A 24,684-nucleotide genomic window follows, 5' to 3' on the forward strand; every position below is an offset into this window, starting at 1 on the left:
CCCCTTCGCGAGCAAGCTCGCTCCCACGACCTTTATCGCGGTGCCAGGTCTGACTGGCGGGTGATACACTACGCGACATTTTTGTTTTGCAGGTTCACCGTCGTGACTAACACCGCTTTCAATTCTCTGCCCCTGTCTGCTGCCATGCTGGCTAACCTGGAGTCGCTTGGTTATGCCGAAATGACACCGATTCAGGCGCAGAGCCTGCCGGTGATCCTCAAGGGCATGGACCTGATCGCGCAAGCCAAGACCGGCAGCGGCAAGACCGCTGCATTCGGCATCGGCCTGCTCAACCCTATCAACCCGCGTTTCTTCGGTTGCCAGGCATTGGTCATGTGCCCGACCCGCGAACTGGCGGATCAGGTGGCCAAGGAAATCCGCCGTCTGGCGCGTTCCGAGGACAACATCAAGGTCCTGACCCTGTGTGGCGGCGTTTCATTCGGCCCGCAGATCGGCTCGCTGGAGCATGGCGCGCACATCATCGTCGGTACTCCGGGTCGCATACAGCAGCACTTGCGCAAGGGCTCGCTGGTCCTGGACGGCCTGAACACGCTGATTCTCGATGAAGCCGACCGCATGCTGGACATGGGTTTCTACGACGCCATCGCCGACATCATCGAGCAGACCCCGCAGCGCCGCCAGACGTTGCTGTTCTCGGCGACCTACCCGGTCGGTATCAAGCAGTTGTCCTCGAAATTCATGCGTGATCCACAGACCGTGAAAGTCGAAGCACTGCACGCCGACAGCCAGATCGAGCAGATTTTCTACGAGATCTCTCCGGAGCAGCGCCTGGAAGCAGTGGTCAAGGTACTCGGCCATTTCCGTCCGACGTCCTGCGTGGCGTTCTGCTTCACCAAGCAGCAGGTGCAGGAAGTGGTCGATCACCTGACCGCCAAGGGCATGTCTGCCGTCGGCCTGCATGGCGATCTCGAACAGCGTGACCGTGATCAGGTACTGGCGATGTTTGCCAACCGCAGCACCTCGGTACTGGTCGCCACTGACGTGGCCGCGCGCGGTCTGGACATCGACGCGCTGGACATGGTGATCAACGTCGAGCTGGCGCGTGATTCGGAAATCCACATTCACCGCGTCGGCCGTACCGGTCGCGCAGGCGAGAAAGGCATCGCGGTCAGCCTGGTGGCTCCGTCGGAAAGCCAACGCGCGCGTGCCATCGAAGAGTTGCAGAAAGCGCCGTTGAACTGGCAGCAATACGACAGACTGAGCATCAAGGAAGGCGGCAAGCTGCTGCCCGCCATGACCACCCTGTGCATCGGCTCGGGTCGCAAGGACAAGCTGCGTCCGGGCGACATCCTCGGCGCACTGACCGGCGAGGCAGGCATTCCGGGCACTCAGGTCGGCAAGATCGCGATTTTCGACTTCCAGGCCTACGTTGCCGTCGAGCGCAGCATGGCCAAACAGGCCCTGGAACGTTTGAACAACGGCAAGATCAAGGGCAAGTCGCTGCGCGTGCGGATTCTCTGAAATAGTCGTCGGCTGGATTATCGTCCCCCCGCTCCGCGTGGGAACGCAGTTCTGGACGCTCTGCGTCCGATTTTGAATAGGCACTGCGGCGCAGGTATGTGACGCAGAGCGTCACGAGAGGCATTCCCACGCGGAGCATGGGAACGATCGTGACCTGAAGATCGAGGAACCACGCTGTGCCCGTTACTGACGTTGTAATCATTGGCGCCGGCGCCGCCGGTCTGATGTGTGCGTTCACCGCTGCCGCTCGCGGGCGCAAGGTGATGTTGATCGACCACGCCAACAAACCCGGCAAGAAGATCCTGATGTCCGGTGGCGGGCGGTGCAACTTCACCAATATGTACACCGAGCCGGCCAACTTCCTGTCGCAGAACCCGCATTTCTGCAAATCGGCCCTGGCCCGCTACACCCAATGGGATTTCATCGCGATGGTCGCCAAGCATGGCGTGCCTTATCACGAGAAGAAGCTCGGCCAGCTGTTTTGCGACAACAAGTCCAGCGACATTCTGGAAATGCTTCTGGAAGAGTGCCGCGAGGCCGGTGTCAGCCTGCACATGGACACCTCCGTGCAGCAGATCGAAAAGACCGACGCCGGCTACAGCCTGCAGACCACGCTGGGCCCCCTGAACTGCCAGTCGCTGGTGATTGCCACAGGCGGGCTGTCGATTCCGACGCTGGGCGCTACGGGTTTTGGCTATCAGATTGGCAAGCAGTTCGGCCACACGCTGCTGCCGACCCGCGCCGGGCTGGTGCCGTTCACCATCACCGATCAGCTCAAGGAGCTGTGCACCGAGTTGTCAGGCACCTCGGTGGATTGTCTGGTGAGCTGCAACGACACCAGCTTCCGCGAAAACATGCTGTTCACCCACCGCGGCCTCAGTGGCCCGGCGATCCTGCAGATTTCCTCGTTCTGGCAGCCCGGTGACACGGTGGAAATCAACCTGCTGCCCGATCACGACGTGCCCGCCTGGCTCAACCAGCAGCAGGCCGAGCGCCCCAACAGTGAGCTGAAAACCCTGCTGGGCGAGATGTTCACCAAGAAGATGGCCAACCTGATCGCCGAACACTGGTTCGTTTCCAAACCGATGAAGCAGTACACCCACGCCGAGCTGGCCGATATCGCCGAAAAGCTGGCGAGCTGGCAGGTGGTGCCGGCGGGCACCGAGGGTTATCGCACGGCCGAAGTGACGCTGGGCGGTATAGACACCCGCGAAGTGTCGTCCAAGACCATGGAATCGCTGAAATCCCCCGGTCTTTATTTTGTGGGCGAAGTGCTGGACGTGAGCGGTCATCTGGGCGGTTTCAACTTTCAGTGGGCCTGGGCGTCGGCCTATGCTGCCGCACACTACGTGTGACGTAGTCGCTGATACGCAACATCACGACACGACAAACCGGTATAAATTTTGCGAGGCGGATGTACAGCCAGTCATTTGGTCTGTACATATCCTCCTGCACGATCGATCAATTGCGAACAGGGCCGTCAAGCTAACCCATGGCATCGAAATCTCTCCGTCATACATTCCGTCGATTGTGGGCGCTGGATAAATTCAGCTATAGCGTTCGAGTCTTTATCGCACTGACCGGCAGCATGGCGCTGTGCTGGTATCAAAACGAAATGGCATTACTGATCCCGCTGTTTCTGGGGATTATTGCCTGCGCCCTGGCCGAGACTGACGACAGCTGGCAGGGCCGACTCAATGCCCTGGCCGTGACACTTGTGTGTTTCAGCATCGCCGCCCTCGCCGTCGAATTGCTCTTCCCCTACCCCATCCTGTTTGTCTGCTCGCTGGCGCTGGCCAGCTTCTGCCTGACCATGCTGGGCGCGCTGGGTGAGCGGTATGGCGCAATCGCCTACGGCACGTTGATCCTTTCGGTCTACACCATGATCGGCGTCGATCAACGTGGCGGTGAAGTGCTGGACTTCTGGCATGAACCGATGCTGCTGGTGGCGGGCGCGGCCTGGTACGGACTGCTGTCAGTGCTGTGGCAGATGCTGTTTTCCAACCAGCCGGTGCAACAGGCGCTGGCGCGACTGTTTCGTGAGCTGGGCCAGTACCTGAAACTCAAGTCGACCCTGTTTGAACCGATTCGCAAGCTCAACGTGGAGGCACGTCGTCTGGAACTGGCGCAGCAGAACGGCAAAGTGGTCGCTGCGCTGAACTCCACCAAGGAAATCATCCTGCACCGCGTCGGCAGCGGCCGGCCCGGCTCCAAAGTCAGCCGCTACCTGAAGCTGTACTTCATCGCCCAGGACATCCACGAGCGCGCCAGCTCGTCGCATTACCCCTACAACTCACTGGCCGATGCGTTTTTCCACAGCGACGTGCTGTTCCGCTGTCAGCGCCTGCTGCGTCAACAGGGCGTTGCCTGCCAGGCGCTGTCAGAATCCATCCAGCTGCGGCAGCCGTTCGTGTATGACCCCAGCTTCGCCGAGGCCATGGAAGACCTGCACGCATCCCTTGAGCATCTGCGCATCCAGAGCAACCCTGCCTGGCGCGGCCTGCTGCGTTCGCTGCGCGCGCTGGCTGCCAACCTCGGCACCCTGGATCGTCTGATCAGCGACGCCAGCAACCCGGACGCCGTAGCCGATGCCACCGACAGCAGCCTGCTGGACCGCTCGCCGCGCAACCTCAAGGATGTCTGGACACGCCTGCGCCTGCAGATGACCCCGACCTCGCTGCTGTTTCGTCACGCCCTGCGCCTGCCGCTGGCATTAACCATCGGTTACGCGATGGTGCACCTGATTCACCCGTCACAGGGCTACTGGATCATCCTCACCACGGTGTTCGTCTGCCAGCCCAGCTACGGCGCCACCCGGCTCAAGCTCGGCCAGCGGATCATCGGCACCGCGATTGGCCTGACTGTCGGCTGGGTGCTGTTCGATCTGGTTACCAGTCCGATTCTGCAATCGATGTGCGCGGTGCTGGCCGGGGTGGTGTTCTTCGTCAACCGGACCACGCGCTACACCCTGTCGACCGCCGCCATCACAGTGATGGTGCTGTTCTGCTTCAATCAGGTCGGCGACGGTTACGGCCTGTTCCTGCCCCGGCTGTTCGATACCCTGCTGGGCAGCCTTATCGCCGGCCTCGCAGTGTTCCTGTTTCTGCCGGACTGGCAGGGGCGGCGCCTGAACAAGGTGCTGGCCAATACCCTGACCTGCAACAGCATCTACCTGCGGCAGATCATGCAACAGTATGCCAAGGGCAAGAGTGACGACCTGGCCTACCGACTGGCGCGGCGCAATGCCCACAACGCCGACGCGGCGCTGTCGACCACGCTGGCGAACATGCTCATGGAGCCCGGCCACTTCCGCAAGGAGGCCGACGTCGGCTTCCGCTTTCTGGTGCTGTCGCACACGCTGCTGAGCTACCTTTCAGGTCTCGGCGCGCACCGTGATACGCAGTTGCCGAGCGATGTCCGCGAACACCTGATCGATAACGTCGGCGCCACGCTGGCCGCCAGCATCGACGAAATCGCCGCAGGGCTGGCCGAGAAGAGGCCGGTTGCGGTACAGAGCGATGTCGAGGAAGGGCTGGCCGCGCAACTGGAGCAACTGCCCGAGGACATGGACGAGAGCCAGCGGCTGGTGCAGGCCCAACTGGCACTGATCTGCCGCCAACTGGCACCGCTGCGCACCCTCGCCGCGCACCTGATCAAAGCTCCGGAGACTGCTGCAACCCATGCAGTCTGAGCAATTCATCGTAGGTGCCGTCCGCTTTCATGGCGGCAATTTCGCGATCGAAGTCAGCGACGATCTTTTCGTGATGCGGATTTTTCAGACTGACCAGAATATGCAGGCTGTTATCGCTTAACGAACCCGGTAGAAACTCGACCCGGTCACGCACCTCGTCCGGTTCCATCGCCAGGTTGTAGCGAGCGACGTATTCGTCTTCCAGGGTCAGGTCGACACGCTCGGCAGCAAGCATGCGTATGGCGGTGGAGAAGTTTTGCACAGGGACTTTCTGCAACTCGGTGTCGTCGTCAAACGCAGGGGCATAAGCATAACCGCGCACCACCGCGATCATGTACTTGTGCAATTGCTCATGGGTCAGGGTGCCAATGGGCGACTCCTTGCGCTTGATGAAACGCACCCGATTGAGCAGGTACTCCGCAGAAAACTGGCCAATTTTCGTGCGCTCCTCGCTGAACCAGGCATTGATCAGCACGTCATGACGCCCCTGGCTCAAGCCGAGCATCGCCCGCGCCCAGGTCACTTGCTCATACAATGTGGTGTACCCGGCACGGCGCAGCGCCGTATTGACGATGTCGGTTGCCAACCCGCCGTTGAGCAGCAGCGCGTCGGTAAAAGGCGGCCAGGGGTCAGCGACAAGACGCAACTTTTCAGCTGCATTGGCGGGTGCCATCAGCATGAAGACCAGCAACCCCACCGCTCGAAGCAACTGCGACATGCTCAGGTTCCTGAAAGGGGCGGCGTGCCCGATTTAATCCTATCGGCAGGAAAACGCTCGCGCGTTAGGCTCTGTACGAAAAGTCGGCGAGCGAAGGTCAGGCGAGCCTGTTCCACTTTTCGTACAGAGCCTAGAGCACCTGCCGTTTTTAATTGAAGACCTGAAGCAGGCAGTAGACAAGCCGGGGGAGCAACATGCTCACACGACGCAGCATTCATATCGTTGACGGCGTTTATTGGGAATGTCGCCGGATACGTTTAGACTTCGCTTCTGGTTTCCCTGCGAGTCTGCAACATGTCTATCAAATGGATCTGCAAACATCACACCGAGCTGAGCATCCAGCAGCTCTATGCCGTGCTGCAACTGCGTGCCGAGGTGTTTGTGGTCGAGCAGCAATGCGTGTATCTGGACGTCGACGGACAGGACCTGACGGGCGACACCTGCCACCTGATGGCCTGGCAGGAAGACAAGCTGGTCGCCTACCTGCGTTTGCTCGACCCCATCCAGCAAGGCGGCGACGTGACCATCGGCCGGGTGGTGACTGCGCCGTCGATTCGCAGTCGGGGTATCGGCCATGAACTGATGGAGCAGGCCCTGGAAAACGCCGAACGCAAATGGCCCGACCAGCCCATCTACCTATCGGCCCAGGCCCATTTGCAGGGCTATTACAGCCGCTATGGCTTCAATCCGGTGGGCGAGATCTACCTGGAAGACGACATCCCGCATATCGGCATGCGTCGCGATCTGGACTGAAAACCGCTCAGGGATACTCCAGCACAGCCTTGATGCGTAGCAGATTGTCGGCAATCCAGCCCTTGTCAACGGCGCCCCAGTCACGGATCCGGTAGCTGCCGGCGTGATTGCGGCCACCTTCGAGCTGCTCGAAGTCGCACACAATGTCCAGATCGGCAAGCGCACTGATGGTGTCCTGAGCGGTACGACGAGGCATGCCGGTTGCCGTCATCAGCTCAGGGACACTGCTGGCGATCCGTGAATCGATCAGATACGCCACGTACAGGCGGCGATAGAAACTGCTTTTGGTCTTGCTGACCTGCATCGTCGAATCCTTTTTCAGTGCCGGGTTCAGCATGGCGCATGTGCGGCCTGCAGATCGCGGTACGTCAGGTACACGCGCAAATCGAACTCCAGCTGGTGATAACCAGGCAACATGTGCTCGCACAACTGGTAGAACGCCTTGTTATGGTCCGACTCACGAAAGTGGGCCAGCTCGTGCACCACGATCATTTTCAGAAACTCCGGCGGCGCTTCCTTGAACAGCGCTGCTACGCGAATCTCGTTGCTGGCCTTGAGCTTGCCACCCTGCACTCTGGATATCTTGGTGTGCAGGCCCAGTGCGCGATGAGTCAGGTCAAGGCGATTATCGAACAGAACCTTCTTGATGGCTGGCGCATTGCGCAGGTGATCCTGCTTGAGCGCCAGCGCATAGGCGTAGAGGGCCTTGTCGCTCTGAATCTGATGCCGCGCGGGGTAGCGCTGCTGCAGGTAATCCGCCAGGCGATCGTCGGCAATCAACTGCTGCACCTGGTCCTGCAGGGCCTGCGGATAGGCCTGCAGGTATTTGAGCGGAGCATGGCTGGATGCAGTCATGGGGCCTTTGCATGAGATCGAAAAACGCCATTCTACAACAATCTCTTCTGCCTCAAGCCTGCCACGTCAAAGTGCCCGGGAAAGCGCAACGCCTCTTCCGGGACCATCGGGTGAGCGATCAAAAAGCCCTGAATGACCTGACAACCGTTGTCGGCCAGCCATTGATATTGCTCAGCCGTCTCGACGCCTTCGGCGATGACCAGCATATCGAGGTTGCGGCTCAGGTCGATGATACTGCTGGCCATTGCCGCTTCGCGCTTTGATCCTGCGATGCTGGCCACAAAACGCCTGTCCAGCTTCAAAGTGTCGAGCTGAAGATTGCGCAGATGCGACAGCGAGCATTCGCCCGTACCAAAGTCGTCGAGCGCAATGCGCACACCGACGTCATGCAACAACTTCAGCTGTTTATGGCTGTGCGTGAGGTTATTCACCAGAGCGGTTTCAGTGATTTCCACTTCGATCTGCCCCGGCTTCAGCTCGAATCGATCCATGGCGCGCTTCAATTCCGAAGCCAGATTGGGCAGACAGAATTGCGTGGGGCTGACGCAGACACTCAGTACCATGTCGGGCGCAAAGATACGGCTCCATGCCTGACGCTGCTCGGCGCCCTGATCAAAGATCCAGCCGCCGAGCCGATTGATCAGCCTGGTCTCTTCCAGCAGCGGAATGAACAGCGCAGGCGGGACCTCTCCGACCGCAGGATGCTGCCAGCGCAGCAAGGCCTCGAAACCACGCAAGCGACCATCCGCCATGTGAATCTGAGGCTGGTACACCACTGAAAAATCCCGGCCGTCGATGGCCGTGCGCACGCTTTCCTCAAGCATCAGTCGCGAGCGGGCGCGCCCGTTCATGTTCTGATCATAGAACCGGTATTGCTGCCGCCCGGCACGCTTGGCCTCGTACATGGCAATATCTGCCGCGCGCAGCAGACCGTCCAGATTCGAGCCGCAGTCCGGGAAGGTTGCAATGCCGACACTGGCACCCAGCGTGATCTCGACACCGTCGACCTGACGTCTTCCGGATACCCGCTCGATGAGCTTTTCGGCGATCTTGGCCGCCTGCTCGGGGTAATCGAGCCCGTTGATCACCACAGTGAATTCGTCGCCGCCGATGCGCGCCAGCACATCATAGGGGCGCATGCTGTCCTTGAACTGCTCGGCGACCCAGAGCAGTACCTGATCCCCTGCTTCATGGCCAAGCGCATCATTGATCTGCTTGAAGCCATCCAGATCCATGAACAGCACGACCAGGTATTTATCAGCCCGCTCGTTACGCAACAGCATGCTTTCAACCGCCTGATAAAGCCCGCGGCGATTGAGCAGGCCAGTCAATGCATCGGTGACGGCCTGTTTTTCAAGCTGCTGATAAAGATCACGGACCACCGACATATCGAGAACCGTCAGTACCATTGCCTTCTGTTCGGCAGGCAGCGCCGCGCAGGACAACGCCACGGGCAGTTGTGTGCCTTGCGCAGTGCGCAGAATGGCGTCATGCACCCGATAGGTATCGGACTTGCGATAGTGCTGATAAAAGCCCGAGTCCAGCCAGTGCCCCTCCTTCGGCTCGATGATGTAGTCCAGCACCTGAGTGCCGCGAAGGTGATCGACGGAGGTGTTCAACAACTGACAGATGGCCGGATTGGCAAAGCTGATGGTGCCTGCTTCGTCAACGACCAGAATGCCTTCGGCGACATTGGCCAGCACCGATGCATTGAACGCACGAGCCGATTCCAGCTCCAGCGACAGCTGTTGCAGCGCACGGCGATTGCGCTGCTGTTCGAGCAAAGTCTGTACCTTGGGCTTGAGCACATTCGGGTCGAACGGTTTGAACAGATAATCCGTCGCACCATTCGCATAACCCTTCTGCACCGCATCCTGAGTCTGCTCATTGGCGGTGAGAAAAATAATCGGCGTAAGGCGGGTACGCTGACTGCCGCGCATCAGTCGCGCGACCTCGAAGCCGTCCATGCCCGGCATTTGCACATCCAGCAAAACCAGGTCGACTTCCTGCTCGAGCAGTACGGTCAATGCTTCGATTCCGGAACTTGCAGTCACAATGTGCCAGTCCGTTCTTTGCAGAACAGCACACATCGTCACCAGATTTTCCGGGTAATCGTCTACAACGAGTAAAACTGAAGAGCCATCATCTGGCTGGGTTGGCACGCGTTCCATGCTGCTTCTCTATGTGGGCATGACGCCTGAGACTCAGGACGACCGTCATACTTTGGAATAACTCTAGCCTCGTCTCGCCAAAAGCAGAAGCAAGGCGCCTGTTCCCTACTGTCAAAGTTCGATCTACCCGACTAACGGTCATTCGCTACACCCCTTACAGACTCTGCCCTGCAGAAGAAGTGACAGCACTTTGACGCCATCCGTTCGACATTTTTTTATTAACAAATTGTCCTACGAGCCGTATAAAACCCGCCTGAAGTCTCGCGCCAGAGGCTTTTTCTATGAGCGATATAAAGACATTTACGGACGGAGACAAAATGGTAGATCTTGGATCGTGGAATCTCAGCATCCCTGTGGGGTCGCCCCCCAAGACCATCGAAACCGCTCAGTTAGTAAAAGGCTATGACGGTAAATATTTCAAATCAAAAACCGACTCCATTGTGTTCTGGTCGCCCGTCACCGGAAGTAAAACCGAGAACGCAAAATATGCCCGCAGCGAACTTCGAGAAACGTGGTCCGATGGCTCGTTGCATAATTGGGTATACCCGGATGCCGACAACTATCTGAATGCCAAACTGGAAGTCGACCAAGTACCTTCCACTGGCAAGGTTGTCATCGGACAAATACACGCATACGAGAGCACGGAGCCGCTCCTGAAAGTCGAGTTTCAATACAAGGAAGACACCAAAACTGGCGATATCGTTGCAAAAGTCCGCAATCGCTATGACGACGATGAAAGCAAGGTTTACACCATCGTAGAAGGTGTGAAGCTGAATGAGACATTCAATTACGTCATTCACCTGAGCAAGGGCGGCAAACTGTCGGTCAGCGCCAAGGATCAGGACTGGAGCACGCGCATCAGTGAGACCTGGCGGGACAAGCCTCTGTACTTCAAGGCGGGGGTGTATACCCAGGACAACACCGGGTACACCTCGGAGGGCGGCAAGGCGACGTTCTACAACCTGGATATCGATCACAACCAGAGCTGAGCGGCACGCGCCTTAAGCCCACATACAAAACGGCCCGTGCTTCACGAAGAAGAACGGGCCGTTTCTGTTTCAGTCAGACACTGTCAGCGATTGGCTTTGAAGTCCTGCTCGGCTGCCAGGAAACGGGTCTGCATGGACGCAGAAGCAGGCTTGCCGATCAGGCTGAACACCACGATGGCGAGGCTGGCGAAGATGAACCCGGGGATGATTTCATACAGCCCCATCGTACTGAATTGCTTCCAGAGCACCACGGTGGCCGCACCAACAATGACTCCGGCAAGTGCGCCGTTACGAGTCATGCCCTTCCACAGCACCGAAATCAGCACCACAGGGCCGAAGGCTGCGCCGAAACCGGCCCAGGCGTAACTCACCAGGCCCAGCACGCGATTTTCAGGATTGGCCGCCAGCAGAATGGCAATGATCGCGATCAGCAGCACCATTGCCCGACCGACCCAGACCAGCTCGATCTGCGAAGCACCCTTGCGCAGATAAGCCTTGTAGAAGTCCTCGGTCAACGCACTGGAGCACACCAGCAACTGGCAGCTCAGCGTACTCATGACCGCAGCCAGAATGGCCGATAGCAGCACACCGGCAATCCAGGGGTTGAACAGCAGCTTGGCCAGCTCGATGAACACCCGCTCCGGGTTTTCAGTCACCGGCCCGGCAACATCCGGATGCGCCGAGAAATAGGCAATGCCGAAGAACCCGACCGCCACGGTGCCGCCCAGGCACAGGATCATCCAGGCCATGGAGATGCGTCGGGCGCTGGCAATCGACTTGACCGAGTCGGCCGCCATGAAGCGCGCCAGGATGTGTGGCTGACCGAAATAACCCAGGCCCCAGCCGAGCAGGGAAATGATGCCGATGAAAGTCGTGTTCTTGAACATGTCGAAGCTGGTCGGATCTTTCGCTTCAATCGCCAGAAAGGTGGTGTCGACGCCGCCCGTTGCCAGCAGGACGATGATCGGCGTGAGGATCAGCGCGAAAATCATCAGCGTGGCCTGCACGGTGTCTGTCCAGCTCACTGCGAGGAAACCACCGACGAAAGTGTAGGCAATGGTCGCCGCAGCACCGGCCCACAGGGCGGTTTCGTAGGACATGCCGAAGGTGCTTTCAAACAGACGCGCCCCCGCAACGATGCCCGAGGCGCAATAGATGGTGAAAAACACCAGAATCACGATGGCCGAAATGATGCGCAGCAGGCCACTGTTGTCTTCGAAACGGCTGCTGAAGTAATCCGGCAGGGTCAGTGCGTCGCCATTGTGCTCTGTCTGCACACGCAGACGGCCGGCCACGAACAGCCAGTTCAGGTAGGCACCGATGATAAGACCGATGGCGATCCAGCTTTCCGACAGGCCGGACATATAGATGGCACCGGGCAACCCCATCAACAGCCAGCCGCTCATGTCAGAGGCACCCGCTGAAAGAGCGGTCACCACGCTGCCCAGGCTGCGTCCGCCGAGGATGTAATCCGAAAGGTTGTTGGTAGAGCGATAGGCCATCAGGCCAATCAATACCATTGCCGCTATATAGATCACGAACGTGATCAAGGTAGGGTTGCTGACACTCATGAGTTCTGCCTTGGCATTGTTTTTATGTTGGCACCCGATGCCAAAGGGAATAGCGCCCGATATTCGGCACATCCCTGCTTTTGCACCCGACACCGCGTTGACTGATCGCTCCGCAAGGATCGGCAATCAATGACTGGCGGTTGCACCGCGGAAACGAATCCTATTAAACAAACCAAACAAGGTGCAACCCATTTCATCGCGCAAGTTGCACCTGTTACAAAAAACCTGACGCAGGTGCATTTACGCGCCATTTTAGGGCGTTTTAAATACTATTTACAAAAAAACGCGCACCAGCATTGCGCATAGCGCTGTTTTTATGAGCCGCTCGCCGGGCACATCACAAAATATTCTCCAAATCGGGTTGCACCCGGTTGCACCTCACCCCGTCCCGACGCTAATCTGCGCCAAAGCCGATGCCACTTCTGCGTGGCTATAAAGAGGACAACACATGGCCACCACCACTCTTGGCGTCAAACTTGACGACCCTACCCGCGAGCGATTGAAAGCCGCAGCCCACTCCATCGACCGCACGCCGCACTGGTTGATCAAGCAGGCGATTTTCAATTACCTGGAAAAGCTCGAGAGTGGTGCAACCCTGTTGGAACTCAACAGTGCCGCCGGCGCAAAGGACAACGAAGACCGCGGTGAGCTGGCAGAAGATGCCGGGCTGCAATGCTTTCTGGATTTTGCCGAAAGCATCCAGCCGCAGTCTGTATTACGAGCGGCCATCACCTCCGCCTACCGCCGCCCCGAGCAGGAAGTGGTGCCGATGCTGCTCGAGCAGGCCCGCCTGAGCGCCCCGGTTGCCGAAGCCACCAACAAGATGGCCGCGTCGATCGCGGAAAAACTGCGTAACCAGAAAAGCGCTGGCGGTCGCGCGGGCATCGTTCAAGGCCTGTTGCAGGAGTTTTCACTGTCCTCTCAGGAGGGCGTTGCGCTGATGTGCCTGGCCGAAGCACTGCTGCGTATTCCTGATAAGGGCACCCGCGATGCGTTGATTCGCGACAAGATCAGCAACGGCAACTGGCAGCCGCACCTGGGCAACAGCCCATCGCTGTTCGTCAACGCCGCCACCTGGGGCCTGCTGCTCACCGGCAGGCTGGTTGCCACTCACAATGAGGCGGGCCTCACGTCCTCGTTGAGCCGCATTATCGGCAAAAGTGGCGAACCGATGATCCGCAAGGGCGTCGACATGGCCATGCGCCTGATGGGCGAGCAGTTCGTGACCGGCGAAACCATCGGTGAAGCCCTCGCCAATGCCAGCCGCTTCGAAGCCAAGGGCTTCCGCTATTCCTACGACATGCTGGGTGAAGCGGCGCTGACCGAACATGACGCGCAGAAGTACCTCGCGTCCTACGAGCAGGCCATCCACTCCATCGGCAAAGCCTCCCACGGCCGCGGCATCTACGAAGGTCCGGGGATTTCCATCAAGCTGTCGGCACTGCATCCACGCTATAGCCGCGCCCAGTACGAGCGAGTGATGGATGAGCTGTACCCGCGCCTGCTGTCGCTGACCCTGCTGGCCAAGCAATACGACATCGGCCTGAACATCGACGCCGAAGAAGCGGATCGCCTGGAGCTGTCGCTGGATCTGCTCGAGCGCCTGTGTTTCGAACCACAGCTCACCGGCTGGAACGGTATCGGTTTCGTGATTCAGGCATACCAGAAGCGCTGCCCTTATGTGATCGATTACGTGATCGATCTGGCGCGCCGCAGCCGCCATCGCCTGATGATCCGTCTGGTCAAGGGCGCTTACTGGGACAGCGAGATCAAGCGCGCCCAGGTCGAAGGCCTGGAAGGCTATCCGGTGTACACGCGCAAGGTGTACACCGACGTGTCCTACATCGCCTGCGCGCGCAAGCTGCTCGCGGCACCGGAAGTCATCTATCCGCAATTCGCCACGCACAACGCCCATACCCTGGCGGCCATCTACCAGATCGCCGGTCAGAATTATTACCCCGGCCAGTATGAATTCCAGTGCCTGCACGGCATGGGCGAGCCGTTGTATGAACAGGTTGTAGGCAAAGTCGCCGACGGCAAACTGAATCGACCATGCCGCGTGTACGCCCCGGTTGGCACTCATGAAACGCTGCTGGCCTATCTGGTGCGTCGTCTGCTGGAAAACGGCGCCAATACGTCGTTTGTCAACCGGATTGCCGACCACTCGATCTCCATACAGGAACTGGTCGCCGATCCGGTCAGCCAGATCGAACGCATGGCCACCCAGGAAGGCGGTTTCGGCCTGCCGCATCCACGCATTCCGCTGCCGCGAGACCTCTACGGAACCGAACGCGCCAATTCCAGCGGCATCGACATGGCCAACGAGCATCGTCTGGCGTCGCTGTCTTCGGCCCTGCTGGCTACCGCGCACAACGACTGGAAAGCCGCCCCGATGCTGGGCTGTCCGGCCAGCGCAGGCACGTTGAGTGCTGCGTTGAATCCATCGGATCTGCGTGACGTGGTCGGTCATGTGCAGGAAGCGTCCCTGCAAGATGTCGATAACGCCATCCAGTGCGCCTTGAGCGCCGGTCCGATCTGGCAGGCCACCCCGCCTGTCGAGCGCGCCGCGATTCTGGAGCGTGCCGCTGACTTGATGGAGGCTGAAATCCAGCCGTTGATGGGCCTGTTGGTCCGTGAAGCGGGCAAGACCTTCGCCAACGCCATCGCCGAAGTGCGCGAAGCCGTGGACTTCCTGCGTTACTACGCCGTGCAGGCGCGCAACGACTTCACCAACGACGGTCACCGTCCGCTGGGGCCGGTGGTCTGTATCAGCCCGTGGAACTTCCCGCTGGCGATTTTCAGTGGTCAGGTGGCGGCTGCATTGGCCGCAGGTAACCCGGTGCTGGCCAAACCTGCCGAGCAGACACCACTGATCGCCGCGCAGGCCGTACGTCTGCTGCTTGAAGCGGGCATCCCGGAAGGCGTGGTGCAATTGCTGCCCGGTCGTGGCGAAACCGTAGGCGCAGGGCTGGTCGGCGACGAACGCGTAAAAGGTGTCATGTTCACCGGCTCGACCGAGGTCGCCCGCCTGCTGCAGCGCAACGTGGCAGGTCGCCTCGACTCGCAGGGTCGCCCCATTCCGCTGATCGCCGAAACCGGTGGCCAGAACGCAATGATTGTCGACTCTTCGGCGCTGACCGAACAGGTGGTGATCGACGTGGTGTCTTCGGCATTCGACAGCGCCGGTCAACGCTGCTCGGCACTGCGCGTGCTGTGCCTGCAGGAAGACTCTGCCGACCGCGTCATTGAAATGCTCAAGGGCGCGATGGCCGAGAACCGCCTCGGTAATCCGGAGCGCCTGTCCGTGGACATCGGCCCGGTCATCGACGCAGAGGCCAAGGCAGGTATCGAAAAACACATCCAGGCCATGCGCGACAAGGGCCGCACGGTTTACCAGGTGGCCATCGCCGACAGCGCCGAACTCAAGCGCGGCACTTATGTGATGCCGACCCTGATCGAGCTGGAAAGCTTCGATGAGCTGCAACGTGAAATCTTCGGTCCGGTGCTGCACGTGGTGCGCTACAAGCGCAAGGAGCTTGGCCTGCTGATCGATCAGATCAATGCCTCCGGTTATGGCCTGACCCTGGGCGTGCACACCCGTATCGACGAAACCATTGCCAAGGTCATCGACAACGTCAATGCCGGCAACGTCTATGTCAACCGCAACATCGTCGGCGCAGTGGTGGGTGTTCAGCCATTCGGCGGCGAAGGTCTGTCCGGCACCGGTCCCAAAGCAGGTGGCCCGTTGTACCTGTATCGCCTGCTGTCGACGCGCCCGCAGGATGCTATCGAGAAATCGTTCGTCCGCAGCGACGCGCTGTCTGCACCGGATACCCGTCTGCGTGAAGTCTTCGGCAAGCCGTTGCAGGCACTGAAAGCCTGGGCTGCCAGCAACCAGCAAAGCGATCTGGATGCCCTGTGCAGTCAATACGCCGAGCAATCACAAAGCGGCATCACCCGCCAGTTGGCTGGCCCGACCGGCGAACGCAACAGCTACGCGATCCTGCCGCGTGAGCACGTGCTTTGCCTGGCTGACGACGAGAACGACCTGATGATTCAACTGGCGGCCGTACTGGCGGTCGGCAGCTCTGCCGTGTGGCCGGAGACCGACATCAGCAAGTCACTACGCGCTCGCCTGCCGAAGGACGTTCAGGCGCGCATCAAACTGGTACCTGACTGGGCCAAGGACGACGTCAACTTCGACGCCGTCCTGCACCACGGCGACTCCGACCAGCTACGTGCCGTCTGCCAGCAGATCGCACAACGCAGTGGTGCCATCGTCGGCGTCAATGGCCTGTCCCACGGCGAAACCAACGTGCCGCTGGAACGTCTGGTGATCGAGCGGGCATTGAGCGTCAACACCGCGGCGGCGGGTGGCAATGCGAGCCTGATGACGATCGGCTGATGCCGCTCGGTAACAGATGACGCAGCGCGTCAAGAACGGCATTCCCATGCCGGAGCGTGCGGAACGAGAGGTGTCGGAAAGACACCGACCGTTCCCATGCTCTGGACGCTCCGCGTCCGCTCTCGATACCCACTGCACACGCTCGACCATCACCCGAATCAATCTTGCTACCCTCCCCCCTCAACCCGACCTAGACTTGAGCCATTCCAAGAACAGGTACGTCATCATGTCCGAGTCGCTGCTCAGTTCCCGAAATCTGGCTTTCGAGCTGTATGAAGTGCTGGACGCCGAAGGTCTGACGCGTCGCGAGCGCTTTGCCGAGCACTCGCGGGAAACCTTTGATGCGGCGCTGGGAACGGCGCGCGCCATTGCAGAAAAGTACTTTGCACCGCACAACCGCAAGGCTGACGAAAACGAGCCGCGCTATGAAAATGGCGAAGCGATCCTGATTCCTGAGGTCAAGCCCGCGATAAACGCGTTTCTCGAGGCCGGCTTTCTCAATGCATCACGCGATTTCGACGCAGGCGGCATGCAGTTGCCTACCCTGCTGTCGCAAGCCTGTTTTGCCCACTTTCAGGCGGCCAATGTCGGCACCACGTCGTATCCGTTTCTGACGATGGGCGCCGCCAATCTGATCGAGAGCTTTGCCGACGACGAGCAGAAGCAGCGTTTTCTGCAACCGATGATCGAAGGACGCTTCTTCGGCACCATGGCGCTCACCGAGCCACATGCCGGCTCGTCGCTGTCAGATATCCGTACACGCGCCGAGCCGGCAGGCGACGGCACTTATCGGCTGCGTGGCAACAAGATATTCATTTCCTGCGGGGATCATTCGCTGTCGGAGAACATTGTGCACATGGTCCTGGCGAAACTGCCGGACGCGCCGGGCGGGGTCAAAGGTATCTCGCTGTTCATCGTGCCCAAGTTTCTGGTCAACGATGACGGCAGCCTCGGCAAGCGCAACGATGTGCTGCTGGCGGGCCTGTTTCACAAGATGGGCTGGAAAGGTACTACCTCAACCGCGCTGAATTTCGGCGATAACGGTGAGTGTGTCGGCTATCTGGTGGGCAAACCTCATCATGGCCTGAATTACATGTTCCAGATGATGAACGAAGCGCGTATTGGCGTCGGGCTCGGTGCGGCAATGCTGGGTTATTCCGGCTACCTGTACTCACTGGAGTATGCCCGCGAGCGGCCGCAAGGACGCTTGCCGGACAGTAAAAGCCCGGACAGCAAGCCGGTATCCATCATTGAACATGCAGACGTGCGGCGCATGCTGCTGACCCAGAAAGCCTACGTGGAAGGCGCGTTTGACCTGTGCCTCTACGCCTCGCGACTGTTCGATGACACGCAGACCGGCGAAACCGAAGACGATCGCAAGCACGCGCACGAACTGCTGGACCTGCTGACCCCGGTGGTCAAGTCGTGGCCGTCGGAGTTCTGTCTGAAGGCCAACGAACTGGCGATTCAAGTCCTGGGCGGCCACGGCTACACCCGCGAATACCCGGTCGAGCAGTATTACCGGGATAACCGCCTCAATGCGATCCATGAAGGCACTCACGGCATCCAGTCGCTCGACCTGCTTGGCCGCAAGCTGGCGCAGAATGGCGGCACCGGCCTCAAGCAACTGCTGCGCCTGATCTCGGCGACCTGCGAACGTGCCCAGACCCATCAAGCACTCGACGAATTGCGCCAGCCCCTGCAGCAACTGGTCGCACGCGTGCAGGCCGTCACCCTCGGGCTGTTGACCGATCTGGCCCAGGGCAGAATCACCAGCACACTGGCCAATTCGGCGCTGTACCTCAAGGCATTCGGCCACACGGTAGTAGGTTGGCGATGGCTCGAACAGGCGATCCGTGCAGAAGAAGGCTTGATTAGCGGCAATCAGGCCGACAACGACTTTTACCGAGGCAAGCTGCAAGCCGCCCGATACTTCCTGACGTGGGAAGTACCGGGCTGCCATCATGAATTGGCCATTCTGGAAAACCGCGATGACACTTGCCTGGCAATGCGCGACGACTGGTTTTAAATAAACCCGGGCGCACGCTTGATCAATGAAGGCTAAACAGGTCAGTCAGCGGGTTTTGCGGAAAAAAACGATCGACCAGTACCCTGGCGTCTGCACCCAGCTTGCGCGCGTACTGCTCCCGACTGAAGGGCTCGCCCGTGCGCATGTCGTAAAGCCCGCGCCCCGGATGAGGGCGATCGACCTCCTGCATCTGGATTTTCATAATGCGGTAAAACTCGCCGCTCACCTCTTCGATGCTGTCGATCTGAAAGTAGCAGCCGGGCAAAAAGATCGATTCGGCCTCTTCGGGAGAGGCTGAAAACGGCGCAATCGGTGTCGCCCGCAGGTATCGGCCCTTGGGCAAAACGAAGACCACCGAGGTGTCATCGAAGGTTACAGGCCCGATCATGGCGTTAGCGGGTGCACCGGCCCGACTGCTGGCGAAGGCGCTGACCACGTAGGGATTTTCGCTGAACGAGGTGACATCAGTATTCACCAGCACATCACCGACCTTGATCTGACCGCTACGGAACACGGCACCCGAAGTCCCGCGAGCACCGCTGCCGCCTCGGTACAACTCGACATCATTGTTGTACCCCACCACCTGAATGTCCTCGGCCAGTCGTTCGATGAGTCGCACCTGATTGGCCTTATTGCTCTCGCCCGTACGCAGGAACCGATTGAATTCAGAATCGTCCTGGGTATAAAGCATGATATTTCTGCCGCAGTAGTCGTCCTCACCAAGCTTGAAAACCCGATGTTTGCCATGCCAAGGGTCCTTGTACACCTCATCGCCTTCGGGTGAAGAATCCGACATGGCCGCATCTTCAGGGCCTGGCTCCCAAATCGTCATCACGTCTTTCTGCCGGGCCAAGGCCATTTCGGCATAGTGTTGCTCATTGAACAGGTCCGTTTGCAGGTACGTGTCCCAAAACGCCGAGTGCACGGTCACATAAGGTTTGCCCGTCGCGGCGGATGTACTGCTTGACGGCACCTGCACATCCATCGGGGCTCCGCCCTGCAGACCAGGCGAGTCAAGTAACGTCCACTCCCCGCTGGTACTCAGGCGCACCGGCTTGCTGCCTGCGAACGCAAAAGGATTGTCCGGGTTGACGATAAACCAGCACTGCTGCAATTCGTTGAACATCACGCGATAAGGCAGTTGTGCAAGCTTGATCCAGGTTTCGCCATTACCCAGTGTGTAGATGCCACGAAACCGGCCCTCTGCGACTGAAGGCGTAAGGCTGTCGAGCAGCAGGTTACCCTCCATATTGTCCAGCGCATGGGCCGGCGCGCTGCCGCCTTCAATTACCTCGCTGGAGACCGGCTGGCCTTCGGTTGCGGCCACCGGCACAGGCTGAGGGACCGCACGTATGGACATTAAAAGAGGCAGATTGAACAGCAGATAAATGATGTTGATGATCGCGCCCAGCACGCCCGCCTTGCGCTGTGCTACGGTTTTGCCATTGAGCGCCTGATCGATGTTCAAACCGGTATTGGCGAGGCTTGCGCCAACCAGCGTCAAGGCGATCGGCCAACCCAGCGGCGCGAGCCCGCCAAACGCCTGCATGAACGCACCCAGGTAGCCGATCCACATCTGCTTGCGCAGATCAGCATTGGAGGTCAGCAGTTCACGCGCATCGGCGGCCATTCCCTGACGGGCGACGTCTCGCAGATACACGAAGGGGTCGCCCGCAATAGGCGCCTGCACCAGATTGACGAGTCGAACGTCGGCACGCCAATCGTGCGTGAGCAACTGGCTCACCGCACGAAAGAACCGCTCACCGTCCTTTGTCCGCGACGCCTCCCCACGCAGAAACTGGCGGGTTATCGCCTTGTCTGCGTGCTCGTCCATAAACCGGGTCTTGAGCCAGCGGTACACCGAACGCTCACTGTCGAACGCCATGAAAGGCTGCTCGGCATCAGGCCAGTAGATGATCTCTCGGCCAGCGGCGGTAACAATACGCAACATGTCATGGGCCTTGATGCCATCGATATCCAGCGTGTGTACCGTGACACCGGGGGTTGAGGGAAGCGGGCTCTGCAACGCCTTAAGCGTAGGGGTCTGCAAAGGGTCTGCGGTGATAACGCACGTAACGTGCTTGAAATCGTCGGCTGAAAGATGGCCCTTGCGCAGACAGTGACTGGCGGCAACCAGATAGCGTGCCTTGACCAGGGTGCAAAAGTTCTCGCTGTGCAGGCTCCAGAAACGCTCCATACGGCGGGTGTACTGCGCGCTGAAATCAAGCGTCCACATGTCTTTGAGCACGTCCTGAGGGAGCATGGGCACCTCATTGCGCTCGTCGAAAACCCCGTGATCCGGGCCATCGGTATAGAAACCGCCATACAAGGAAAGCTCGTCGCTGGCTTCCTGATCGTGGGCGCTGAAGTGCCGCATGAGCAGCTCGATAAAGGTCATCGACTGCTCCGGCGTTCCGGAATGCTGCCAGCCGGTAAACGTGCGCGGACTGCTGCTGGCACTGCTGAAACGATGCCAATACACCTGCTCCGGGGCGAACACGCGCTGGGTGTGCTGGAGAATGATCCTGCTGGCGGCGCTATGGGCCAGATCGTAAAGATCGGGATAATCGAGAACGAACTGCTGCGCACGTGCACGCAGCAGTTGCTGGTCGGTTTTGGATGTTTCCAGGGGGTTAGGTGCCATGACGTCTTCCTGTAAGAGAGAAGTCATGCACGTAATCATTCATAAGCGTGTTGGTGGCGCTAACTATCTATCACCCTCACCTGACGCTGCAAACACTGAAGCCTTACCAACCACTCTCGGAGCCCGGGGAAATTTTCGCCCTGCCCTTGAATGGAAAATAAAAGTCCACGGCCTCGTTCAGGTGTTCGATGTACAACACGGACAAGACCTCATCGACCGGCAAATAGGAACGCTCCAGCAGATCAAAATAGTCAGGTCGCAGCTTTCTCAAGACGTCTGACATAAGTTTGGGACCGGTCAGGTCGGAAATGCGCGTCATGTACGGTGTCATTCGGTCTCTAGAGGCGCTACGCAAGGCTTCGCTGCTGTGGTCGATGAAGGGTCTGCGTGTACTGAAAAACGCCTTGTTGGTCTGTTTTTCATTCTGGAAACGCGTATTTATTTCTTTCAGGATCCTCTTCAGGACCGGGTTGTCCGGGTGGCTGGCGAAATGGCTGTTACCCGGCCCGTTGTAACTTAATTGCGGCGCATCCAGACGCCTGCCCAGCAATACATCATTGGGCCCGGCCTTCAACGGAATGCCTGCAAAAGGGACATCAATGGTGTCATCGCAATCAAGATAAATGCCGCCGTATTCGTTGATCAGTCGATAACGCAGAATGTCCGAAGCGGCCGCATAATTACGATTATCCGAGTGCATGAAATAGTTGAAGGCTTCGCCATTTTCACCACTCAGGAACGTGGGAAAGAACGCTTCTTCCTTGAGCCTGGAAATCCGCATCTGTGGATGTGCGCTGAAGTAATCCAGCAATTGCTGATGCGCCGTCGGGTGGTTGATATCGATGTGCAGTTCGAAGCGCAAGTCCGGGCTGGTGCGCATGTTGTCGAGCATCCGTTCCAGCAGGTTATCGCCCGGCATGCGTTCGCCCAGCCATATATGATGAATCACACGGCTGATGGGCTCGGCATCTGCAGGCAACCTGGGCACGCGGGGGAAAGAAAAGATCTCGAAGCGGCGGCTCTGTGGCAGTTTTGCCTCCACCTTCCTGAATGCATCCTCCGACCCGCTGTTCCAGACTCCGTTGCGGTCCAGCCAGACCAGGCCGTTTGAAGACGGATCAGTGCGCCAGCATGGAATATCGGCATCGTAATACACGTTCTTCCTGATCCCCCCGATCTGAATGAAGTACTTCTCTACGACCGTCCCTTTTGCCTGGCTCAGTACTTCCTCGACCATGATCTGATCCAGTGGCACCTCGACCTGCACCTTGGGGCCCCAGCGCTGAATCTCGACGGCTGGTTCTTCAGGCACGACCGCCACCACGGCGCTCTCTGCCTCACTGGCCGGCGGCAATCGCGAGCCGTCAAAGCTTTCCCCGCCACGCAACCCGAGCTTGAGGTCAAGATCCCAATAGCCGGTGTCGATAGTCTTCACGTAGGGTCCCCAGACACGCGGATCAGAATCAGAGCGAATCCGGTACTGTTTTTCCTGTGGCACCCACTCGACCCGAAAAGCCTGATCATGCAGTTCGATGTAACTTTTGCCTTGCAGCGGATAGATACCTGTCACTTCGCCCGACGCCAGTCCCGGCAGGTCTTGAGTCACTTCCAGCGCGCGCAACAGGCGGCGCATTTTGGCATTGAGCGAACGCAAGGCAGGCGGCTCTTCCCTGAATACCGGAAGCGGCCCGACTTCTATAGCCGGGTCGGTTGTTGAGGGGTCGAAAACCTCATAATCGCCTCGCGCCTCATCAATCAGTCCGGTTTCAGCGCCAGCCTCGACCGCAGTGCCCTCCTCGGCAAGGATCGGCAACGCGTTCAAAACGCCAAAGGCAATCCGCCCAAGCCCGGCCTGGCGCTCTTCGAGCGTGCGACCATTGACTGCCGCATCGACGCCAAGCCCCACCAGCGCGAGAGACAGTCCCGCAATCACGGGCATAAGCTCGGGAAAGACGATGGCGACGCCGCCCAGAACAGACACACACTCGCTCAAGCCACTGCTGACTTCCTCTTTCCAGTAGTCGTCGTGGTTGCGGATTTTTTGCAGCGCATCGGTTTCGGACTTTGCCTTGACCCGATCCTTGAAGTGCGAGAACGGCCAGGGCTGCAGCGGTTCGCCAAACTGCACCAGTCTGCGCGGGTTCCACGCACCGGTCGCGGCGTCCAGCAGCTTCGGGTAGACAGCGAAGCCTCGGAGGGCGGTGGCAACACCACTGTAGAAAAAGCCATCGACGTCATCCGTGGCACTGAAATGCCCCTCTAAAGACCGGCGCTTGCCTGGATCCTTGCACATCAGCGCGACCCAGTCCTTGAGCGCATCGGCGTTGGCGAAGGTATGAATGGGTGACGAGTTGCCGGGGATGTAGAGCAGCACGGTTGGCGAATCGGCACTGCGGATGACCATGATGTTCACGGCGCTGTAGCCATGCACCTGCAATTCGGAAATCGTCACGCGAGTGGAAATCGGCGCGGCGACAAAAGCGTCGAAGCTCAGCTCTTTCCAACCCTGATCGGCGGGCAGCCCGAGCGCCTCCAGCACCATGTCCTTGTGCTCGGCCTTGAGCGTGTTTTCCTCAGCTTGCAGCCAGGCCGCCCTGAACAGACCGGCCTTGAGCATCAGGTTGTAGTCTTTGGCATGCGCCTGCCAGAACTGATTCAGGTAGGCGAGATAACCGGCTTGCAGGTTGTGATCCCAGATGTACTGCTTGAACGCCTCGGCAGTCAGGCGAAGTTGCGTCGTCGAATCGTAATGCTGCGGATCGGATTTGCGGTACACCGCTTCATAAGCGACGCAGTCATAGGGCGGCAGTTTTTTATCCACTATCTGACAGTCGAGACCGTCATCATGATGGGGCTGCAAATGCCCGAGGTGATCAAACCAGTCGCCATTGCCCTTTTGCTGCCAGTTGCGCAGCAGCGCCTCGGTCAGCGTCATCGAGTGAGCGACATTGGCGCGATGAGGGGCGGGATAGAGCTTCGGGTCTTCGATATACAGCGTGACGATCAGGGTGTCGTCCGGATCAATCTCGACACCCCATCTCGACTGGCATTCCTGGGCCACATCCCGCGCAGCAAGGGCGGCAGGTGACTGCAGGGCGATCGGGTTGAGGCGGAAGTAATCGCTGACCGAATAGTCATCGCGCACCCGCGCCCAGAACTCTGCGTCAGGGTCATCACCGCCATCCCTATTGTCATCGTCGAAGTCGTAATGTGCTGCAAACTCATCGTCCATGATGAAAAACCTGCTTGATGGTTGGAGCGCCTACAGTAGGGAGCAAGAAGGCCTGGTCTGCGGTATATAGGTATATGTCAGCCGCTGGACTGCAACCAATCGTGAGCCCGGGAATGCCGGTCTGGGTCAATCGCTCGAAATTGC

At 59.1% G+C, this 24,684-nt stretch carries 14 protein-coding genes and 1 pseudogene; 7 read left to right on the forward strand and 8 right to left on the reverse strand.

Going from position 1 to position 24,684, the window contains the following annotated elements:
• Positions 1–102 precede the first annotated feature (102 nt).
• The 3 genes from dbpA (at position 103) to yccS (ending at position 5,173) form a co-directional block, all read left to right on the forward strand.
• Complete coding sequence (dbpA, locus tag ACW55A_RS13465) at positions 103–1,482, forward strand: ATP-dependent RNA helicase DbpA (RefSeq protein ID WP_003432003.1); 1,380 nt, start codon at positions 103–105, stop codon at positions 1,480–1,482.
• A gap of 176 nt (positions 1,483–1,658) precedes the next feature.
• Positions 1,659–2,837: a BaiN/RdsA family NAD(P)/FAD-dependent oxidoreductase gene (locus ACW55A_RS13470; RefSeq protein WP_455808246.1), complete on the forward strand. Its 1,179-nt coding sequence runs from the start codon at positions 1,659–1,661 to the stop codon at positions 2,835–2,837.
• A gap of 137 nt (positions 2,838–2,974) precedes the next feature.
• Positions 2,975–5,173 (forward strand): YccS family putative transporter, encoded by a 2,199-nt coding sequence (gene yccS / locus ACW55A_RS13475; protein WP_455808247.1) that lies wholly within the window; start codon positions 2,975–2,977, stop codon positions 5,171–5,173.
• On the opposite strand, the gene ACW55A_RS13480 is transcribed toward yccS, so the two are convergent.
• On the reverse strand, positions 5,136–5,891 hold the full coding sequence (locus ACW55A_RS13480; RefSeq protein ID WP_498811332.1) for a substrate-binding periplasmic protein: 756 nt from the start codon (positions 5,889–5,891) through the stop codon (positions 5,136–5,138). The two genes, yccS and ACW55A_RS13480, sit on opposite strands and share 38 nt — an antisense overlap.
• A gap of 294 nt (positions 5,892–6,185) precedes the next feature.
• Here ACW55A_RS13480 and ACW55A_RS13485 point away from each other — a divergent pair, with 294 nt between their 5' ends.
• Complete coding sequence (locus ACW55A_RS13485) at positions 6,186–6,644, forward strand: GNAT family N-acetyltransferase (RefSeq protein WP_003366207.1); 459 nt, start codon at positions 6,186–6,188, stop codon at positions 6,642–6,644.
• A gap of 7 nt (positions 6,645–6,651) precedes the next feature.
• On the opposite strand, the gene ACW55A_RS13490 is transcribed toward ACW55A_RS13485, so the two are convergent.
• From ACW55A_RS13490 to ACW55A_RS13505, 4 genes and pseudogenes are all read right to left on the reverse strand, one after another.
• Positions 6,652–6,948: a winged helix-turn-helix domain-containing protein gene (locus tag ACW55A_RS13490; RefSeq protein WP_003366205.1), complete on the reverse strand. Its 297-nt coding sequence runs from the start codon at positions 6,946–6,948 to the stop codon at positions 6,652–6,654.
• A 26-nt stretch (positions 6,949–6,974) separates the two neighbouring features.
• On the reverse strand, positions 6,975–7,499 hold the full coding sequence (locus ACW55A_RS13495; RefSeq protein WP_003366203.1) for a M48 metallopeptidase family protein: 525 nt from the start codon (positions 7,497–7,499) through the stop codon (positions 6,975–6,977).
• A 32-nt stretch (positions 7,500–7,531) separates the two neighbouring features.
• On the reverse strand, positions 7,532–8,404 hold the full coding sequence (locus ACW55A_RS13500) for a putative bifunctional diguanylate cyclase/phosphodiesterase (RefSeq protein WP_498811370.1): 873 nt from the start codon (positions 8,402–8,404) through the stop codon (positions 7,532–7,534).
• Positions 8,378–9,670: pseudogene (locus tag ACW55A_RS13505) on the reverse strand (two-component system response regulator); the annotation flags it as partial. The pseudogene ACW55A_RS13505 and the gene ACW55A_RS13500, both read right to left, overlap by 27 nt.
• Before the next feature lie 281 nt (positions 9,671–9,951).
• On the opposite strand from ACW55A_RS13505, the gene ACW55A_RS13510 reads away from it, so the two are divergent.
• On the forward strand, positions 9,952–10,659 hold the full coding sequence (locus tag ACW55A_RS13510; protein ID WP_498811333.1) for a polysaccharide lyase family 7 protein: 708 nt from the start codon (positions 9,952–9,954) through the stop codon (positions 10,657–10,659).
• 83 nt (positions 10,660–10,742) lie between these two features.
• On the opposite strand, the gene putP is transcribed toward ACW55A_RS13510, so the two are convergent.
• Positions 10,743–12,230: a sodium/proline symporter PutP gene (gene putP, locus ACW55A_RS13515; RefSeq protein ID WP_003366196.1), complete on the reverse strand. Its 1,488-nt coding sequence runs from the start codon at positions 12,228–12,230 to the stop codon at positions 10,743–10,745.
• Positions 12,231–12,678: 448 nt separating this feature from the next.
• Here putP and putA point away from each other — a divergent pair, with 448 nt between their 5' ends.
• Together putA and ACW55A_RS13525 are read left to right on the forward strand one after the other, a co-directional pair.
• Complete coding sequence (gene putA / locus ACW55A_RS13520) at positions 12,679–16,635, forward strand: trifunctional transcriptional regulator/proline dehydrogenase/L-glutamate gamma-semialdehyde dehydrogenase (RefSeq protein WP_060708587.1); 3,957 nt, start codon at positions 12,679–12,681, stop codon at positions 16,633–16,635.
• A 226-nt stretch (positions 16,636–16,861) separates the two neighbouring features.
• Positions 16,862–18,664, forward strand: a complete 1,803-nt coding sequence (locus ACW55A_RS13525) for an acyl-CoA dehydrogenase (protein ID WP_054081286.1) — start codon at positions 16,862–16,864, stop codon at positions 18,662–18,664.
• A 22-nt stretch (positions 18,665–18,686) separates the two neighbouring features.
• Here ACW55A_RS13525 and ACW55A_RS13530 read toward each other — a convergent pair whose 3' ends face one another.
• A complete protein-coding gene (locus tag ACW55A_RS13530; protein ID WP_498811334.1) occupies positions 18,687–21,308 on the reverse strand; it encodes a dermonecrotic toxin domain-containing protein in 2,622 nt (873 codons plus the stop codon).
• A 103-nt stretch (positions 21,309–21,411) separates the two neighbouring features.
• Positions 21,412–24,540 (reverse strand): dermonecrotic toxin domain-containing protein, encoded by a 3,129-nt coding sequence (locus ACW55A_RS13535; protein WP_455808251.1) that lies wholly within the window; start codon positions 24,538–24,540, stop codon positions 21,412–21,414.
• Positions 24,541–24,684: the final 144 nt, after the last annotated feature.

Source organism: Plantibacter cousiniae (nom. nud.), assembly GCF_977070315.1.

Coding starts and splice junctions, on each gene's coding strand:
- putA (WP_060708587.1), top strand. CDS start 12,679: ATGGCCACCACCACTCTTGGCGTCAAACTTGACGACCCTACCCGCGAG.
- putP (WP_003366196.1), bottom strand. CDS start 12,230: ATGAGTGTCAGCAACCCTACCTTGATCACGTTCGTGATCTATATAGCG.
- yccS (WP_455808247.1), top strand. CDS start 2,975: ATGGCATCGAAATCTCTCCGTCATACATTCCGTCGATTGTGGGCGCTG.
- ACW55A_RS13495 (WP_003366203.1), bottom strand. CDS start 7,499: ATGACTGCATCCAGCCATGCTCCGCTCAAATACCTGCAGGCCTATCCG.
- ACW55A_RS13480 (WP_498811332.1), bottom strand. CDS start 5,891: ATGTCGCAGTTGCTTCGAGCGGTGGGGTTGCTGGTCTTCATGCTGATG.
- ACW55A_RS13535 (WP_455808251.1), bottom strand. CDS start 24,540: ATGGACGATGAGTTTGCAGCACATTACGACTTCGACGATGACAATAGG.
- ACW55A_RS13490 (WP_003366205.1), bottom strand. CDS start 6,948: ATGCAGGTCAGCAAGACCAAAAGCAGTTTCTATCGCCGCCTGTACGTG.
- ACW55A_RS13510 (WP_498811333.1), top strand. CDS start 9,952: ATGAGCGATATAAAGACATTTACGGACGGAGACAAAATGGTAGATCTT.
- ACW55A_RS13500 (WP_498811370.1), bottom strand. CDS start 8,404: ATGTACGAGGCCAAGCGTGCCGGGCGGCAGCAATACCGGTTCTATGAT.
- ACW55A_RS13530 (WP_498811334.1), bottom strand. CDS start 21,308: ATGGCACCTAACCCCCTGGAAACATCCAAAACCGACCAGCAACTGCTG.
- ACW55A_RS13525 (WP_054081286.1), top strand. CDS start 16,862: ATGTCCGAGTCGCTGCTCAGTTCCCGAAATCTGGCTTTCGAGCTGTAT.
- ACW55A_RS13485 (WP_003366207.1), top strand. CDS start 6,186: ATGTCTATCAAATGGATCTGCAAACATCACACCGAGCTGAGCATCCAG.